Annotated in this window: 15 protein-coding genes; 7 read left to right on the top strand and 8 right to left on the bottom strand. The window is 70.2% G+C overall.

What is annotated here, in order from left to right; translation table 11 throughout:
* Positions 1-1,308, bottom strand: a complete 1,308-nt coding sequence (locus tag IC607_RS04630) for an MFS transporter (protein ID WP_191785780.1) — start codon at positions 1,306-1,308, stop codon at positions 1-3.
* A 199-nt stretch (positions 1,309-1,507) separates the two neighbouring features.
* Here IC607_RS04630 and IC607_RS04625 point away from each other — a divergent pair, with 199 nt between their 5' ends.
* Both IC607_RS04625 and IC607_RS04620 read left to right on the top strand, forming a co-directional pair.
* Positions 1,508-2,047 carry an RNA polymerase sigma factor gene (locus IC607_RS04625; protein ID WP_191785779.1) on the top strand — a complete coding sequence of 180 codons (540 nt, stop codon included), beginning with the start codon at positions 1,508-1,510 and terminating at the stop codon, positions 2,045-2,047.
* Positions 2,040-3,452 carry a hypothetical protein gene (locus tag IC607_RS04620; protein WP_191785778.1) on the top strand — a complete coding sequence of 471 codons (1,413 nt, stop codon included), beginning with the start codon at positions 2,040-2,042 and terminating at the stop codon, positions 3,450-3,452. Before IC607_RS04625 ends, IC607_RS04620 begins: the two co-directional genes overlap by 8 nt.
* An 82-nt stretch (positions 3,453-3,534) precedes the next feature.
* Here the strand turns inward: IC607_RS04620 and IC607_RS04615 are convergent, their stop codons facing one another.
* The 3 genes from IC607_RS04615 to IC607_RS04605 form a co-directional block, all read right to left on the bottom strand.
* A complete protein-coding gene (locus tag IC607_RS04615) occupies positions 3,535-4,515 on the bottom strand; it encodes a hypothetical protein (protein ID WP_370526003.1) in 981 nt (326 codons plus the stop codon).
* Between the two features lie 268 nt (positions 4,516-4,783).
* Complete coding sequence (locus IC607_RS04610) at positions 4,784-5,878, bottom strand: inositol-3-phosphate synthase (RefSeq protein WP_191785777.1); 1,095 nt, start codon at positions 5,876-5,878, stop codon at positions 4,784-4,786.
* Positions 5,875-6,522 (bottom strand): helix-turn-helix transcriptional regulator, encoded by a 648-nt coding sequence (locus IC607_RS04605; RefSeq protein ID WP_191785776.1) that lies wholly within the window; start codon positions 6,520-6,522, stop codon positions 5,875-5,877. Before IC607_RS04605 ends, IC607_RS04610 begins: the two co-directional genes overlap by 4 nt.
* A 351-nt stretch (positions 6,523-6,873) precedes the next feature.
* Between IC607_RS04605 and IC607_RS04600 the strand changes: the two genes are divergently transcribed.
* The 5 genes from IC607_RS04600 (at position 6,874) to rplI (ending at position 11,224) form a co-directional block, all read left to right on the top strand.
* Positions 6,874-9,345, top strand: a complete 2,472-nt coding sequence (locus tag IC607_RS04600) for a penicillin-binding protein (protein WP_191785775.1) — start codon at positions 6,874-6,876, stop codon at positions 9,343-9,345.
* Between the two features lie 201 nt (positions 9,346-9,546).
* Positions 9,547-9,840 (top strand): 30S ribosomal protein S6, encoded by a 294-nt coding sequence (gene rpsF / locus IC607_RS04595; protein WP_123371858.1) that lies wholly within the window; start codon positions 9,547-9,549, stop codon positions 9,838-9,840.
* An 87-nt stretch (positions 9,841-9,927) separates the two neighbouring features.
* Positions 9,928-10,446: a single-stranded DNA-binding protein gene (locus IC607_RS04590; protein ID WP_191785774.1), complete on the top strand. Its 519-nt coding sequence runs from the start codon at positions 9,928-9,930 to the stop codon at positions 10,444-10,446.
* A gap of 77 nt (positions 10,447-10,523) precedes the next feature.
* On the top strand, positions 10,524-10,760 hold the full coding sequence (gene rpsR / locus IC607_RS04585; RefSeq protein WP_028051084.1) for a 30S ribosomal protein S18: 237 nt from the start codon (positions 10,524-10,526) through the stop codon (positions 10,758-10,760).
* A gap of 14 nt (positions 10,761-10,774) precedes the next feature.
* A complete protein-coding gene (gene rplI, locus IC607_RS04580) occupies positions 10,775-11,224 on the top strand; it encodes a 50S ribosomal protein L9 (protein WP_191785773.1) in 450 nt (149 codons plus the stop codon).
* 166 nt (positions 11,225-11,390) lie between these two features.
* Here the strand turns inward: rplI and IC607_RS04575 are convergent, their stop codons facing one another.
* From IC607_RS04575 to IC607_RS04560, 4 genes are read right to left on the bottom strand one after another with little or no spacing between them, the layout of a single operon-like run.
* Complete coding sequence (locus tag IC607_RS04575) at positions 11,391-12,110, bottom strand: ABC transporter ATP-binding protein (RefSeq protein ID WP_191785772.1); 720 nt, start codon at positions 12,108-12,110, stop codon at positions 11,391-11,393.
* Positions 12,097-13,092: an ABC transporter ATP-binding protein gene (locus tag IC607_RS04570; protein WP_191785771.1), complete on the bottom strand. Its 996-nt coding sequence runs from the start codon at positions 13,090-13,092 to the stop codon at positions 12,097-12,099. The genes IC607_RS04575 and IC607_RS04570 overlap by 14 nt, the downstream gene beginning before the upstream one ends.
* Entirely contained in the window at positions 13,092-14,405 is a 1,314-nt protein-coding gene (locus tag IC607_RS04565) for a branched-chain amino acid ABC transporter permease (RefSeq protein WP_191785770.1), read from the bottom strand. Before IC607_RS04565 ends, IC607_RS04570 begins: the two co-directional genes overlap by 1 nt.
* Complete coding sequence (locus IC607_RS04560; RefSeq protein WP_225224324.1) at positions 14,402-15,439, bottom strand: branched-chain amino acid ABC transporter permease; 1,038 nt, start codon at positions 15,437-15,439, stop codon at positions 14,402-14,404. The genes IC607_RS04565 and IC607_RS04560 overlap by 4 nt, the downstream gene beginning before the upstream one ends.
* Positions 15,440-15,492 lie beyond the last annotated feature (53 nt).

The following is a 15,492-nucleotide window of genomic DNA, read 5'->3' as shown; positions in this document are numbered from 1 at the left end:
TCAGGTGGTGACCGGCAGCGCGCTCGGCACTCGTCGGGCGGCCGCGCCGTACACCACGGCCGCGGCCACGTAGCCGAGGGTCAGCGCGGTGAACAGGGCGGGGGAGTAGCCGTCGTCGGGCAGCGTGAACGCGGCCAGCGCGGCGGCCGCGACGAACGCGGCGTTGTACATGACGTCGTACAGCGCGAACGCGCGGCCCCGGAACGCGTCGTCGGTGTCCCGCTGGACGATCGTGTCGACGGCGATCTTGGCGCCCTGCGCGGCCAGGCCCAGGGCGGCCGCGGCCACGAGGATCGCCGGCAGCGCGTACGTCACGACGAGCACCAGCTGGCTGGCCGCCGCGACCACCAGGCACGTCACGATCCACGCGTGCGGCCCGATGCGGGGCGTGATCGTCGGCGTCAGCACGACGGCCAGGGCGAAGCCGACGACCGTCGCGCCCAGGACCGTGCCGAACGTCGCGAGGCCCGCGTCGGTGTCGGCCGGGTCGGAGAGCAGGTTGCGGGAGATCAGCAGGCTCGCGACGAACACGACGCCGTACAGGAACCGGTGCACGGCCATGATCCCCAGCGCGCGGGCCGGGGTGCGGCGGGCGACGAGGTAACGGGCACCGGCCGCCAGCCCGCGCGCGAGATCGCCGAGCGCGGCGCGGAGCTGGGCGGCGTCCGCGCGCTCGTCGGGGCCCAGCCGGTCGCGGCCGAGCCGCAGCGCCAGCGCGCTCGCGGCGGCCATGACGAGGGCCGCGACCACCAGCGAACCTGCGTCGTGCGCGGCCCCGTCCGGCAGCACCAGCCCGACGACGAACCCGATGCCCGCGCCCACGCCCGCGGCGGCCGTGCCCAGCGTCGGGGTCACCGAGTTGGCCGTGAGCAGCAGCGGGCCGTCGACGACGCGGGGGAGCGACGCCGACAGCGCCGCGAGCAGGAACCGGTTGACCGACAGCGTGACCAGCGCCAGCACGTACAGTGCCGGTCCTGGCCCGGACACGATCATGAGCACCCCCGCGGCCAGCGTGAGCACGACGCGCACCGCGTTCCCGTACAGCAGCACCTGCCGGCGTCGCCACCGGTCCAGCAGCACGCCGGCCCACGGCCCGACGATCGTGAACGGCAGCAGCAGCACCGCGAACGCCGTCGCGACCCCCGTCGCCGTGCTCGCGTGCTCGGGGGAGAAGAAGAACAGCGTGGCGAGGCCTGCCTGGAAGATGCCGTCGGCGCACTGGCTCGTCAGCCGGACCGCGAGCAGCTTGCGGAAGTCGCGCAGCGGCGCCAGCGTCCTGAGGTCCGCGATCACCTGCACGTGCCTCATCCTCGCACCTGTGCGCCGCGTGCCGGACGTCGTGCGGCGCTCCTCGTGCGCGCCGGCTCCCTCACCCCGACCGACGGATCAGCCAGGACTCGTGACCGCCGCATCCGGGCGTCGGAAAACTCGTGCACGATGTGCCCCAACCGATCGGCCGGGCGCGTCGTTGTCTGGGTGGTTTCGTCGTCGAGTCATGAGGAGTGCCATGCGCAGGCCGTGGGAGCCGGTGCTGGACCAGCTGGTGCGAGAGCGCTACGGCAGGCTCGTCGCGCGTGCGATGCTGCTGACGCGAGGAGTCGGCGACGCCGAGGACCTGGTCCAGGAGGCGTTGATCTCCGCGTTCGGCGGGCGGGCCACGTTCCGGTCCGTCGAGCAGGCCGAGCAGTACGTGCGGCGCGCGATCGTCTCGCGGTTCGTGGACCACACCCGCCGCGCCGGCCGCGAGCGCGTGGCGCTGGACCAGGCCGCGGTGCTTCGCCACGACGCCCGGGACCTCGATGCGACGGAGCTGGAGATCGCCCTCGCGCAGATCCCTCCGCGTGAACGGGCCTGCGTGGTCCTGCGGCACATGGAGTCGATGAGCGTCGCCGAGTGCGCCGACCAGCTCGGGCTCAGCGAGGGTGCCGTGAAGCGGTACACCTACGACGGCCTGCGCACCCTGAACACCCTGCTCGGCACGGCCGAGCCCGCCGGCTCGACCCCCGTCCGGCTCATCCCCACCGCGGAGGTGCAGCGCGATGCGTGACTTCGACAAGGTCCTGGCGGCCAACCTGTCCGCCCGTGAGGAGAGCGTCGACGGGCTGCAGCCCACGGCCAGCGCCCGGGCGCGGACGTGGCGCGGGGTGCGGCGGCGCCGCAACCGACGGCACGCGTTCGAAGGGGTGGCGGCGGTTGCCGTCGTCGCCGTCGTCGGTGCGGTCGGCTGGACCGGCACCCACCGGGACGCCGTGGAGCCTGCACCGCCGGTGCCGATCACGTCGAGCACGCCGACCGCCGGCCCGACCCCGAAGGCGACTGCCGCGCCGACCGCGTCGGCCGAGTCGTCTGCACCGCCCGCCGGCCTGCAGCCGATGCCGGCCGGGCTCCTGGAGACCACCGGTCCTGGCTGGATGCTGGCGCTCTACGACGCGACCCCGGAGGCCGAGAAGCCGGGCACGGGGACGGTCGTCCTCACGTCACCGGACGGCGCGCGATACCGCGTCGCCGACCTGCCGGGGGGTGGGAGGCTCCGACTTCTGAGCTGGATGTCGGGGTCGTCCGAGGCGATCGTCAGCCAGCCGGGTGACGACGGCTACGCACGCGGCGTGCTGAACCTGGCGACGGGTGAGGTCAGCGAGCAGGACAGCGGCCTGACGGCTCCTGCCGCGTACCTGGGGCTCGACTTCAACGGAACCCCGCTGTGGGTGGAGTACACCGACGCGGGCGACGGCGGCGGGTCGGGCACGATCGTCGGTCTGGACGGGGGCGAGGCGCACGGCACCCTGTCCGTCCCGTCCGGCTGGGCCTCGCTGCACTTCAATCCCTCCCGCACGCGGCTGGTGACGGGGTCCGGGACATCGCTGCAGGAGAAGTTCCGCGCTGTCGACGTGGCGAACGGCGACGCCCGCGACGTGTCGTACGGGGTCGACGGCGCGCAGTGCCAGGTCGTGTCCTGGTACGACGACGACCACGTCCTCGCCGCGTGCCGCGACAGCAACGACGACGATCTCGCAGGCACCTGGACCTGGGGCGACAAGCCCGGGCACCCGGCTCTCTACGCGGTCTCGGTGACCGGCGCGGATCCGACGCGCAAGGTCGACGACCTCGACGCGGACGGCCCGCTGCCGGTCGCGGGCTCGGGAGCGCCGGTGCTGGACGGTGTCGTCGCGCTGGCGGCGCAGCTCAGCAGCGACCCGCAGTGCCAGGCCGCCTACACGTGGCAGGACGGAGAGTTCTCGACGCTCGACGCCCCGCACGGCTGGTTGACGATGCGCGGTGACGAGGGCTCCGTCTTCGTCCGTGCCCAGGTCCGCTGCGAGAACGAGGCAGAGCTGGTCGCGCCGATCACGTCGACGCTCGGGGTCGGGGCGAACCTGCTCGGCGAAGCACCGGAACCCGGCTCCGGGCTGCAGTCCTGGGTGCTCGCGGACGGACCGTCGTCCGACTCGTGACGCGGCCTGGCTGTCGCCGGTGATCGCTCTGCGAATGTTCGCGCCTGTCGAACATTCGCAGAGCGATGTCGTCCCTTGGGGTTCAGCCGGAGCGGCTCGCGGTGCACGCCTCGCGGCACGCGCGCGCGGCGCCCACCCAACCGCGCGACCGCAGGGCTGCTGCGACCTGGACCGCGGTTGCGCAAGGGCTTGTCGCGACGTGTGACCAGCGGTAGCGCAGCGTGACCTCGGAGTGGGCGAGCACGACGGCGTTGTCCCGCCAGACGTCGTCGTCCGTGCTGGCGAGCGGGTGGGCGAACTGGCCGTCGAGCTCGATGCGGACACCGAGACCTCGGTAGACACGGTCGGCGCGGATCCATCGGTCGCCCACCTTCTGCCGGACCTGGGTGCGTCCGCGAGGCAACGCGTGCGCTCGCTCGACGTCACGCGCGTACCGGTGCTCGAGCGGGGACTCGATCAGCTCGGAGCCGGGATCGAGCAGGGCGTGGAGCAGCGCCCGGTGCCGAACGCGGGTTCGCGACGACGCTTCCAGCAGGATGCGGTCGGGGATCATGCCGCGCAGCATCGCCGCACCGACGACGGCCACGACGCCGTCGACGTCCCCCGCCCGTTCGACGAGGTCGATCACGGCGGCGTCCTGCGAGACGGAGCGGAGCCGCCCGCCGGCCCACGGCATCGCGCGGCGTCGGTGGACGACGACCCCGTCCGTCGGCCGGGTCGCCCGCGGCGTACTGACCTCGACGAGCCGCCCCGGTTGCTTCACGATGCCGTGGACGTACGCGGCCGACGAGTGGGAGAGCGCCGCCGTCGGCCCGGCGTAGAGGAGCGCGGAACGAGCCTGCTCACGCCAGGACGGCGAACCCGAGTGAAGGAGGACCACTCCTTGGTGCATCCGTTGCCAACGCCCCTGGGTGACTCGTTGCGCGACGAGGCCGCGCTTCAGCCCCCACCGGACCAGCTGCGCGGTCGTCGCCACCCGGTCCTGCCGCGTGAGCGCGTCCACCGCGTCCCGGCCGAGCGCGACGAGTTCGGGGCTCAGCGTGACCACACGGGAACGATCCACGCCCCGATGCTCGCGGAATGGCCGACGCGTCGTCGGCTCGCATCCACAAGTTCGGCACCTCCCGGACCATCGCTCTGCATTTGTACGTGTGACGCGAACAAATGCAGAGCGATCACATGGTGAATGCGAAGGGGCCCCTCGCTGGTGGCGAGGGGCCCCTTCGGGGGTGGAGCTAGCTAGCTCAGCGCTCGTTCTCGTGGTCGCGCTGAGCCTGCGTTCCGCGGGTGGCGAGTGCGCTTCGCACCCTCACCACCCGCTGCACTCCGGCTCAGCGCTCGTTGGTGCCGGCGATGAAGGCCTCGAGCTCGGCGCGGCCCTGGCCGTCCTCCATCTGGACCGGCGGCGACTTCATGAAGTACGTCGACGCGGACAGGATGGGGCCGCCGACGCCGCGGTCCTTGGCGATCTTCGCGGCGCGCAGGGCGTCGATGATGATGCCGGCCGAGTTGGGGGAGTCCCAGACCTCGAGCTTGTACTCCAGGTTCAGGGGCACCTCGCCGAACGCGCGACCCTCGAGGCGCACGTACGCCCACTTGCGGTCGTCGAGCCAGGCGACGTAGTCCGACGGGCCGATGTGGACGTTGCGGTCGTCCTTCTTGCCGGCCAGCGGGCCGTCCTGCAGGTTCGAGGTGACGGCCTGCGTCTTGGAGATCTTCTTGGACTCCAGGCGCTCGCGCTCGAGCATGTTCTTGAAGTCCATGTTGCCGCCGACGTTCAGCTGGTACGTGCGGTCCAGGACGACGCCGCGGTCCTCGAACAGGCGGGCCAGCACGCGGTGCGTGATGGTGGCGCCGACCTGCGACTTGATGTCGTCGCCGACGATCGGGACACCGGCGGCCTCGAACTTGGCGGCCCACTCCGGGTCGGACGCGATGAAGACGGGGAGCGCGTTGACGAACGCGACGTTCGCGTCGATGGCGGCCTGCGCGTAGAACTTCGCGGCAGCGTCCGAACCGACGGGGAGGTAGCAGATCAGGACGTCGACCTCGGCCTCGCGCAGCGCGGCGACGACGTCGACCGGCTCGGCGTCCGACAGCTCGATGGTCTGCGAGTAGTACTTGCCGATGCCGTCGAGCGTGTGGCCACGCTGCACGGTCACGCCGAGCGGCGGGACGTCGGCGATCTTGATCGTGTTGTTCTCCGAGGCGCCGATGGCCTCCGAGAGGTCGAAGCCGACCTTCTTCGCGTCGACGTCGAACGCGGCCACGAACTCGATGTCCTTGACGTGGTAGTCGCCGAACTGGACGTGCATCAGGCCGGGGACCTTGCTGTCCGCAGCTGCGTCGGCGTAGTAGTGGACGCCCTGGACGAGCGACGCGGCGCAGTTGCCGACGCCGACGATGGCGACGCGGATGGAGGTCATCCTCGCTCCTTCTCGGTGGTTCGCGCCGGGGTGCTCTGCGGCACAGCGGCGGTGGAGTCAGCATCGGTCGGATGACCGGTGCCTGTGGGACGCACGCGGCGGCGGCCGCGCTCGTTGTCGATGAGCCCGTCGAGCCAACGGACCTCACGCTCGACCTGTTCGAGGCCGTGGCGCTGCAGCTCGAGCGTGTACTCGTCCATGCGCTCGCGGGTGCGGGCGAAGGACTGGCGGACGGTCTCGAGTCGTTCGGTCAGACGCGTGCGCCTGCCCTCGAGGATCCGCAGCCGGGTCTCGGCGTCCGTCTGCGCGAAGAACGCGAAGCGGACGTCGAAGTTCTCGTCCTCCCAGGTCGACGGGCCCGACGACGACAGCACCTGCTGGAGGTGCTCCTTGCCGTCGGCCGTGAGCTGGTAGACGATGCGGGCCCGCTTGCTGACGCCGTGCCCGCTGTCCGTCGACTCGAGGCCGACGATCCAGCCGCGCTCGACCAGGCCCTTGAGGCACGGGTAGAGCGAGCCGTAGGACAGCGCGCGGAACGAGCCGAGCACCAGGTTGAGCCGCTTGCGCAGCTCGTACCCGTGCATGGGCGACTCGTGCAGCAGCCCGAGGATGGCGGGCTCGAGCACGTCGGAACGACCGCGCACAGTGCCACCTCCTGGGTTGGGGCTAGAGTCTGCGTGCTCCCGACGAGAGCGTCGGGTTCTGCACGATGTATCAACTCGATACATCCGCAGAGTATGTCGGATGGACGTATCGACACAAGTCCGTGCCGTCGCGCGCCGTCGCGTCGTGGCCGTCGTCACAGCGCAGGCGTGGTTTCCGGACCAGACGTCGGGGCGCGGTGCCGATCGTGTGAAGGTCGCGCCCGACGTCCGAAACGTCCCTCCCTGGCCCGATCGAGGCCCCCCATACTGAGGATCTCGGCCGAGCCCTGCCCGGATCCTGTGATCCCGGGGCGCCCGGCCCACCCCAGTCGTCGTACGGAAGGCAGCACGTTGGCAGGCTCGTCCACCCCGAGGTCCGCACCCCCGCGGAGCCGTCGCAGCTCCGGGCGCGGCACCCGCGCGGCGACCCCGACCCGTCCGGCGGGCAAGAAGCGCTTCTTCGACTACCCGCGGACCGGCTACACCGGCCTGCATCGCTGGCTGCCGTCGTGGCGCGTCGTGCTGGGCACCGTCCTGGGCGGCGCGTTCCTGCTGCTGGGCGCCGGCGTCGCGGCCTACGCGACGATCGACGTCCCGAAGCCCGGCGAGGACGTGAGCGCCCAGACGTCGACGATCTACTACGCGGACAACGCGGACGGCAGCCAGGGCGCCGTCATGGGCACGTACGCGGTCCAGAAGCGCGAGATCGTCGACTACGACACGCTGCCCGCCTACGTCGGGGAGAGCGTCGTGGCCGGCGAGGACCGCACGTTCTTCACCAACCGCGGTGTGTCCATCACGGGCATGGCCCGCGCGTTCCTGCACAACGCGACGGCCGACGACGGCACCACGCAGGGTGGATCGACCCTGACCCAGCAGTACGTGGAGCGGTACTACGTCGACAAGACGACGACCGACTACGTGGGCAAGGCCCGGGAGGCGCTGCTCGCCATCAAGATCGCGCAGTCGCAGAGCAAGCAGGAGATCCTCGGCAACTACCTCAACACCATCTACTTCGGCCGCGACTCGTACGGCATCCAGGCGGCGGCGCAGTCGTACTTCGGTGTCGACGCCAAGGACCTGACGCAGGCCCAGGCCGCCCTGCTGGCCGCCGTCATCCCGTCGCCCAACAACTGGGACCCCGCGGTCGACGCGGCCAAGTCCGAGCAGCGCTGGAACATCATCCTGGACGGCCTGCAGGACATGGGGAAGCTGTCCGACGCGCAGCGCGCGAAGCTGACGTTCCCCGACACTGTCGACTACAAGCGGACCGAGCGCTACACCGGCACCAAGGGCTACCTGCTGACGGAGGTCGAGAAGGAGCTCGAGACCGGTCCGCTGAAGATCACCAAGGACGAGCTGATGCGCGGCGGCTACAAGATCGTCACGACGATCCAGAAGCCGGTCCAGAAGGACATGGAGAGCACGGCGAAGTCGTACCGCAACGGCGAGATGCTGGGCGAGAAGCCCAACAAGCGCACGAAGCTGGCGATGGTGTCGGTGGACCCGTCCAGCGGTGCGATCGTCGGCATGTACGGCGGGTCCAACTTCGTCGACGACCAGATCAACCGCGTGACGTACGACAAGATCCAGGCCGGCTCGACGTTCAAGCCGTTCACGCTGATCGCCGCGCTCGAGAGCGGGAAGACGCTGGAGTCGCGGTACAACGGGTACTCACCGATGACCGTCCCGGGCTGGAGCAAGCCGGTCCCGAACTTCGGCGGCGAGCAGTTCGGCAACATCAACCTCATCAAGGCCACCGCGGAATCGGTCAACACCGTCTACGCGCAGCTGAACGAGGAGATCGGCCCGGAGAAGACGGCCGACGTCGCCGTCCGTGCGGGGATCACGACGCCGGTCGGCACCGACCCCTCGAACGTGCTGGGCACGGCCGACGTGCACCCGCTCGACATGGCCAGCGCGTACGCGACGCTGGCGGCGCAGGGCGTGCACCACGACCCCTACATGATCGAGAAGATCGAGAACTACGACGGCACGACGGCGTACGAGGCCAAGTCCAAGGGCAAGCGGGTCTTCGACGCGGACGTGGTCGCCGACGCGACGTACGCGATGCAGCAGGTCGTGCAGTCCGGCTCGGGCGAGACGTGGATCAAGCCCCTCGACCGTCCGATCGCCGGCAAGACCGGGACGACGAACGAGTGGAAGGCGGCGTGGTTCGTCGGCTTCACGCCGCAGATCGCCACCGCCGTCTCCCTCAGCCAGGTCGGTGAGGACGGGAAGTCGCAGGAGACGATCGAGGCCGTCCCGGCGTCGCTCGGCGGCGTGACCGGTGGGAAGACGCCGGCCGAGATCTGGGCGTCGTACATGAAGGGCGTCTTCGAGCTGCCGCAGTACGAGAAGGTCGAGGACTTCCCGGCCCGCGCCAACGTCGGGCCGACCCCGACCGCGAGGCCCAAGGCGACAACGACCCCGACGCCCACCCCCACGCCGACCGAGACGCAGGAGACGGTCGACAGGGTGCCGAGCGGCCTGGTGGGCAAGCTGCAGGCCGACGCGAGCGGGATCCTGGTCCAGGCGGGCCTGAACCCGGCCGTCACGACGGCCTACTCCGACGACGTCGTCGTCGGGCGCGTGATCAGCGTGAGCCCCGGCGAGGGCAAGAAGATCAAGCCCGGTGCCACCGTGACGCTGGTGGTCTCCAGCGGACCGAAGCCCGAGCCCACGAAGGCGCCGAAGCCCACCCAGACCGCACAGCCCACGCCGCAACCGACGAAGCCGGCAAAGACTCCGCAGCCGACCCAGGATCCGACGCCGGAGGCGACGGAGAAGGCCGACGCCGACGCGGCAGCATCGGCCGGCTGACCCTCCACGTCCGGGTGACCGTTCGGCCGATTTCCGGCGGGGCGGGCACGCCCGGTAGGCTAGAACACTGCTGTGCCCACATCCTCGGCCGCCATCGGTCGCAGGTGAGGGAGCCCGACGAGCACTGCTCGTCCCACAGCGACGCACGAGAACCCTCCTGTCACGGATCGACCGTGACCGCCAAGACCAGAGGAGGTGGGTATGAGCCTGCGTCCGTACGAGATCATGATCATCCTCGACCCTGAGATCGAGGAGCGCACCGTTGCTCCTTCGCTCGACAAGTACCTGTCGGTCATCACGACCGACGGTGGCTCGGTCGACAAGGTCGACATCTGGGGTCGTCGCCGCCTGGCGTACGACATCAAGAAGAAGTCCGAGGGCATCTACGCCGTCGTCGACTTCAAGGCGACGCCCGCCACCGCCAAGGAGCTCGACCGCCAGCTCGGCCTCAACGAGGTCGTCCTGCGGACGAAGGTCCTGCGCGCCGACGCCTGAGCCTGTGCACGAACGCTGCGCGTGTCGGTAGGCACCGCTAGCGTGCGCAGGACCACACACGACTGATCGAACGAACGAGGAGATGGCATGGCCGGCGAGACCGTCATCACGGTGATCGGGAACCTCACGGGGGACCCTGAGCTGCGCTTCACCCCGTCGGGTGCAGCGGTCGCGAACTTCACCGTCGCGTCCACCCCCCGCACGTTCGACCGCCAGAGCAACGAGTGGAAGGACGGCGACACGCTGTTCATGCGCTGCTCGATCTGGCGGGAGGCGGCCGAGTCGGTCGCCGAGTCGCTCACCAAGGGCACCCGCGTCATCGTGACCGGCCGGCTCATCCAGCGTTCGTACGAGACCCGTGAGGGCGAGAAGCGAACCGTGGTCGAGCTGCAGGTCGACGAGGTCGGCCCGTCGCTCCGTTACGCCACGGCCAAGGTCACCCGGACCCAGCGTTCGGGTGGCGGCGGCTTCGGCGGCGGTGGTGGCGGCGGCTACAGCGGCGGCAACCAGGGCGGCGGCACTGGCGGTGGCGGCCAGCAGGACGACCCGTGGGCCACGCCCGCAGGCGGTTCCGGCGGCGGCTACTCCGACGAGCCCCCGTTCTGATCCCTAGGTAACCCCAGACAACATCCCATCCCCGGGCACGGCAACGCCCGGGGCTCCACCGAAGGAGGAGCACCACGATGGCCAAGGCCGTGGTACGCAAGCCCAAGAAGAAGCAGAACCCGCTCAAGGCGGCGAAGATCGACGTCGTCGACTACAAGGACACCGCGCTGCTGCGCAAGTTCATCTCCGACCGCGGGAAGATCCGCGCTCGCCGGGTGACCGGTGTGTCCGTGCAGGAGCAGCGTGCGATCGCGCGCGCCGTCAAGAACGCCCGCGAGATGGCCCTGCTGCCGTACTCGTCGTCGGCTCGCTGAGGAAGGAGACACTCATGGCCAAGATCATCCTGACCCACGAGGTCACCGGACTCGGTGCCCCGGGTGACGTCGTCGAGGTGAAGGACGGGTACGCCCGCAACTACCTCATCCCGCGCAGCCTGGCCACGCCGTGGACCAAGGGTGCCGAGAAGGACATCACCGCGATCCGCAAGGCCCGCAAGGCCCGCGAGATCGCGACGCTGGACGACGCCAAGGCCGTCCGCGACTCGCTGCAGGCGAAGCCCGTCGTCGTGTCGGCCAAGGCCGGCGACTCGGGTCGCCTGTTCGGTGCGGTCACGACCGCCGAGATCGCTGACGCGGTCAAGGCGGCCGGCGCCCCGGCGATCGACAAGCGCAAGGTCGAGATCGGTCAGCCGATCCGCGCCCTGGGCGAGTACAAGGTGTCGGTCCGTCTGCACGCAGACGTGGCCGCGACGGTGACCGTCAAGGTCGTCGCCGCCTGACGTCAGTCAGCACACGCGAGAGCGCCCCGTCCCGGATCCGTCCGGGGCGGGGCGCTTCGTCGTCAGCGCGCGGCACGCCGCGGTCGCGTTCTGGGTTTCGCCCGAATAGCGGCAGGAAACCAGCACTTGAGCGCGGGTGCGCGGTGGAGCAGGTCCGCGAGCGAGGTCAGGCGACGCCCAGGTAGGCCTGCTTCACCGCCGGGTCGGCGAGCAGGTCCTTGCCGCGACCCGAGGTCGTGACCTCGCCGGTCTCGAGGATGTAGGCCCGGTCGGAGCGGGACAGGGCCTGCTGGGCGTTCTGCTCGACGAGGAGGATGGTGGTGCCCTCCTTGTTGATCTCCGTGATGATGCGGAAGATCTGCTGGATGACCAGCGGAGCCAGCCCCATGGACGGCTCGTCGAGCAGCAGCAGGCGCGGACGGGCCATGAGCGCGCGGCCGATGGCGAGCATCTGCTGCTCCCCGCCCGACAGGGTGCCGCCGACCTGGGTGCGCCGCTCGAGCAGGCGCGGGAACAGGTCGAACACCCGCTCCACGGTCGCGTCGTGCTCGGACTTCGTCTTGAAGGTGCGGGCGTAGGAGCCCATCTCGAGGTTCTCGACGACGGTCATGCCAGGGAACACGCCGCGGCCCTCGGGGGCCTGGACGATGCCGGCCGACACGCGCTCGTGCGCCTTCATGCGCGTGATGTCGCGGCCGTCGAACCAGACGGACCCGCGAGCCACCGGGCGGATGCCGGAGATCGCGCGCATCGTCGTCGTCTTGCCCGCGCCGTTGGCGCCGATGAGCGTGACGAGCTCACCGTCGTCGACCGTCAGCGAGATGCCGCGGACGGCCTCGATCCGGTCGTAGGCGACCGTCAGGTCCTTCAGCTCAAGCAGTGGCATCGTCGGGCACCCCCAGGTAGGCGGCGATGACGGCGGGGTCGGAGCTGACCTCCGCCGGCAGGCCGTCGGCGATCTTGCGGCCGAACTCCAGCACCACCACGCGGTCGGTCACACCCATGACCAGGCGCATGTCGTGCTCGATGAGCAGCACCGTGAAGCCGTCGTCGCGGATCTTGCGGATCAGGTCCATGAGGGCCTGCTTTTCGGACGGGTTGAACCCGGCCGCGGGCTCGTCCAGGCACAGCAGCTTGGGCTGCGTGGCGAGGGCGCGCGCGATCTCGAGGCGGCGCTGGTCGCCGTACGAGAGGTTGCGGGACTGCTCGGTGGCGTGCTTCCCGATCCCGACGAACTCGAGCAGCGCCATGGCGCGGTCGATCGCGTCGCGCTCCTCGCGCCGGTGCCGCGGCGTCCGGAAGATGGCCCCCGGCACCGACGTCTTGTGGCGCGCGTCCGTGCCGACGACGACGTTCTCCAGCGCGGTCATGTCGGAGAACAGGCGGATGTTCTGGAACGTGCGGGCGATGCCGAGGCGCGTGATCTGGTTGCGCTTGACGGCTCCGATGGGGCGGCCGTCGAACATCACCGAGCCCGACGTGGGCCGGTAGATGCCGGACATCGTGTTGAAGCACGTCGTCTTGCCCGCGCCGTTGGGACCGATGAGGCCGAGGATCTCGCCGCGACGGATGTCGAACGTGACACCGTCCAGGGCGGTCAGGCCACCGAACTTCACGGTCACGTCCTGCATCTGCAGCAGCGGCGCGCCGACCTCGGTGTGGATGGTCCGGTCGGTCGCGACGACCTCCGCCACGTGCTCCGCGTCGGCCAGCTCGGGGTTGACCGCCGAGAGGTCGATCTCGATGGCCTCCTCGACGTCGCCGTCGGGCAGGTACTCCTCCGGCGTCGACCCGGCGACGACGTCCTCGGTGCTGCGGAACTCCTCGTCGTGCTCGGAGCCGGCGCCGATGCCTCCAGGGGTGCTCATCAGGCGTCTCCCTCCGTGTCGTCGGCCTTCTTCTTCAGCGGCGCGTCCTTCGTCAGCGGCGCGTCCGCGTCCGACGTCGTCGTGCCGGACGTCGCGGGTGCGACGGCCGCCGGGGTCACCGCGTTCGCCGCCGCGAGGGCGGCCTGGCGCGTTGCCACGTAGATCCCGCGTCCGTAGGTGAGCAGCTTCTGGCGCGCGGGGAACAGGCCCTGCGGCCGGAAGATCATGAGCACCACGAGCGCGAGGCCGAAGAACAGGTACTTGTAGTTGGCGATGTCGTCGCCGTTGATCGGGATGCCGAACAGCTCGGTGCGGCCCAGGAAGAAGTTGGGCAGGTACACGATGATGAACGCGCCCAGGATCACGCCGAGCTTGTTGCCCTGGCCGCCCAGGACGACGGCGCACAGGAACAGCATCGAGTTGATGACGTTGAACGTCGTCGGCACGACGAACTGCACCTGGCCCGCATAGAGCGCACCGGACAGGCCACCGATCGACGCACCGATGAGGAACGCCCAGAGCTTGAACTTGAACGTCGGCACACCCATGATCTCGGCCGCGTCCTCGTCCTCACGGATCGCCACCCACGCGCGGCCCACACGGGAGCGCTCGAGGTTCCCGACGATCAGCAGCACGATGATGATCAGCACGATGCTGAGCCAGAACCACCAGGTCCCGGAGTTGAGCGGCGCTGAGGTGTTGCCCGCGGAGAAGACACCGTTCGGCTTGTCGGCGGACTCGCCGACGACGGGATAGGCGATCTGGGAGAGGCCGCGCCCGCCGCCGGTGATGTCGCTGAGGTTGTCGGCGAGCAGGCGGACGATCTCACCGAAGCCGAGCGTCACGATGGCGAGGTAGTCGCCGCGCAGGCGCAGCGTCGGCGTGCCGAGGATCAGGCCGGAGATCGCGGTGATCCCGATCGCGATCGGGACGGCGAACAGCCAGGCCCAGTCGCGCGAGAGCCAGTCGTCGGTCAGGTTCCAGGGACTGTCGGGGCTGGTCAGGAGGCCGACCGTGTACGCACCGATCGCGTAGAAGCCGACGTAGCCGAGGTCCAGCAGACCGGTCTGCCCGACGACGACGTTGAGGCCGATGGCGAGCAGTGCGTACATGCCGAACTGGGCGAGCACGGAGCCGAAGTCCGTGCCGACGGTGGTGATCACCGGCGGCCGCAGGACGGGCAGCAGCGCGATGAGGACGATGAAGGGAACGCCGATGCCCCACTGCGCGGGCCGTGCGAGCGCGTCCCACCACAGCCGGAGCTTGTCGCCGACGCCCAGGTGCAGCGTGGGCTGGGTCTTCTCGATGCTCATGCGCGTGCCCTCCCGAGGGACTCACCCAGGATGCCGGTCGGTCGGAACATGAGCACCAGGATCAGCAGCACGAAGGCCACGACGTCGCGCCACTCGGTGCCGAACAGCGCCTGCCCGTAGAGCTCCATGACGCCCAGCAGCAGACCACCGAGCAGAGCGCCGCGCAGGTTGCCGATGCCGCCCAGGACCGCGGCGCTGAACGCCTTGATGCCGAGGATGAAGCCACCCGAGTAGATGATGCCGCTGGGCACTCGCAGCGTGTAGAGCAGGGCCGCGGCGCCGGCGAGCAGGCCGCCGATGAGGAACGTCAGCATGATGACGCGTTCGCGGCTGACGCCCATGAGGGTCGCGGTCACGGGGTCCTGGGCGACGGCACGGATGCCGCGGCCGAACTTGGTCAGCGTGATGAACCGCTCGGTGGCCACGGCGAGGAGGATCGCCGCGACGACGATGACGATCTCGACGTTCGTGACGTCGGCGCCCAGGAACGTGAACTGCACCGTGGGCTCCACCAGCCGGATGGGCTGCTGCGCGTTGACGCCGCCCAGCTTCTGGTTGGTGAGCTTGGGGAGCACGAAGTGGACGAACTCCTGGAGGATGAACGAGGCGCCGATCGCGGTGATGAGGAACACCAGCGACGGGGCGCCGCGCTTGCGCAGGGGCCGGTAGGCGACGCGTTCGAGGCCGACCGCCGCACCGCCCGAGACGGCCATGCCGCCGAGCATCGCGATGCCCAGGTAGACGATCGTGAGGAGCGTGCCCTCGGTGTACACGTCCCCGCGCGGGGTGAAGCCCAGCAGCATCAGGGTCGCGTACTGCCCGAACATGCCGAGCATGAAGATCTCGGAGTGGGCGAAGTTGATGAGTCGCAGGACGCCGTACACGAGGGTGTAGCCGACGGCGACGAGGGCGTAGATCGATCCGTACGTGAGGCCGTCGATGGTCAGCGCCCAGAAGTTGTGGGTCAGCGAGTCGACGTTGAAGGCGCTCACCACGCTCGACACGGCGGGGCCGACAGTCATGACGGCGCTCATGGTGCTCCTAGGTGGGGGGACGGGTGGTGCAGCACGGCGGCCGGGCCCCGCGG

The sequence above is a fragment of the Cellulomonas sp. JH27-2 genome (genome assembly GCF_014837175.1).
In the GTDB taxonomy this organism is placed as follows: domain Bacteria; phylum Actinomycetota; class Actinomycetes; order Actinomycetales; family Cellulomonadaceae; genus Cellulomonas.
The sequence above is the reverse complement of the archived record's forward strand: the minus strand, read 5'-3'. Positions and strand labels throughout refer to the sequence as shown.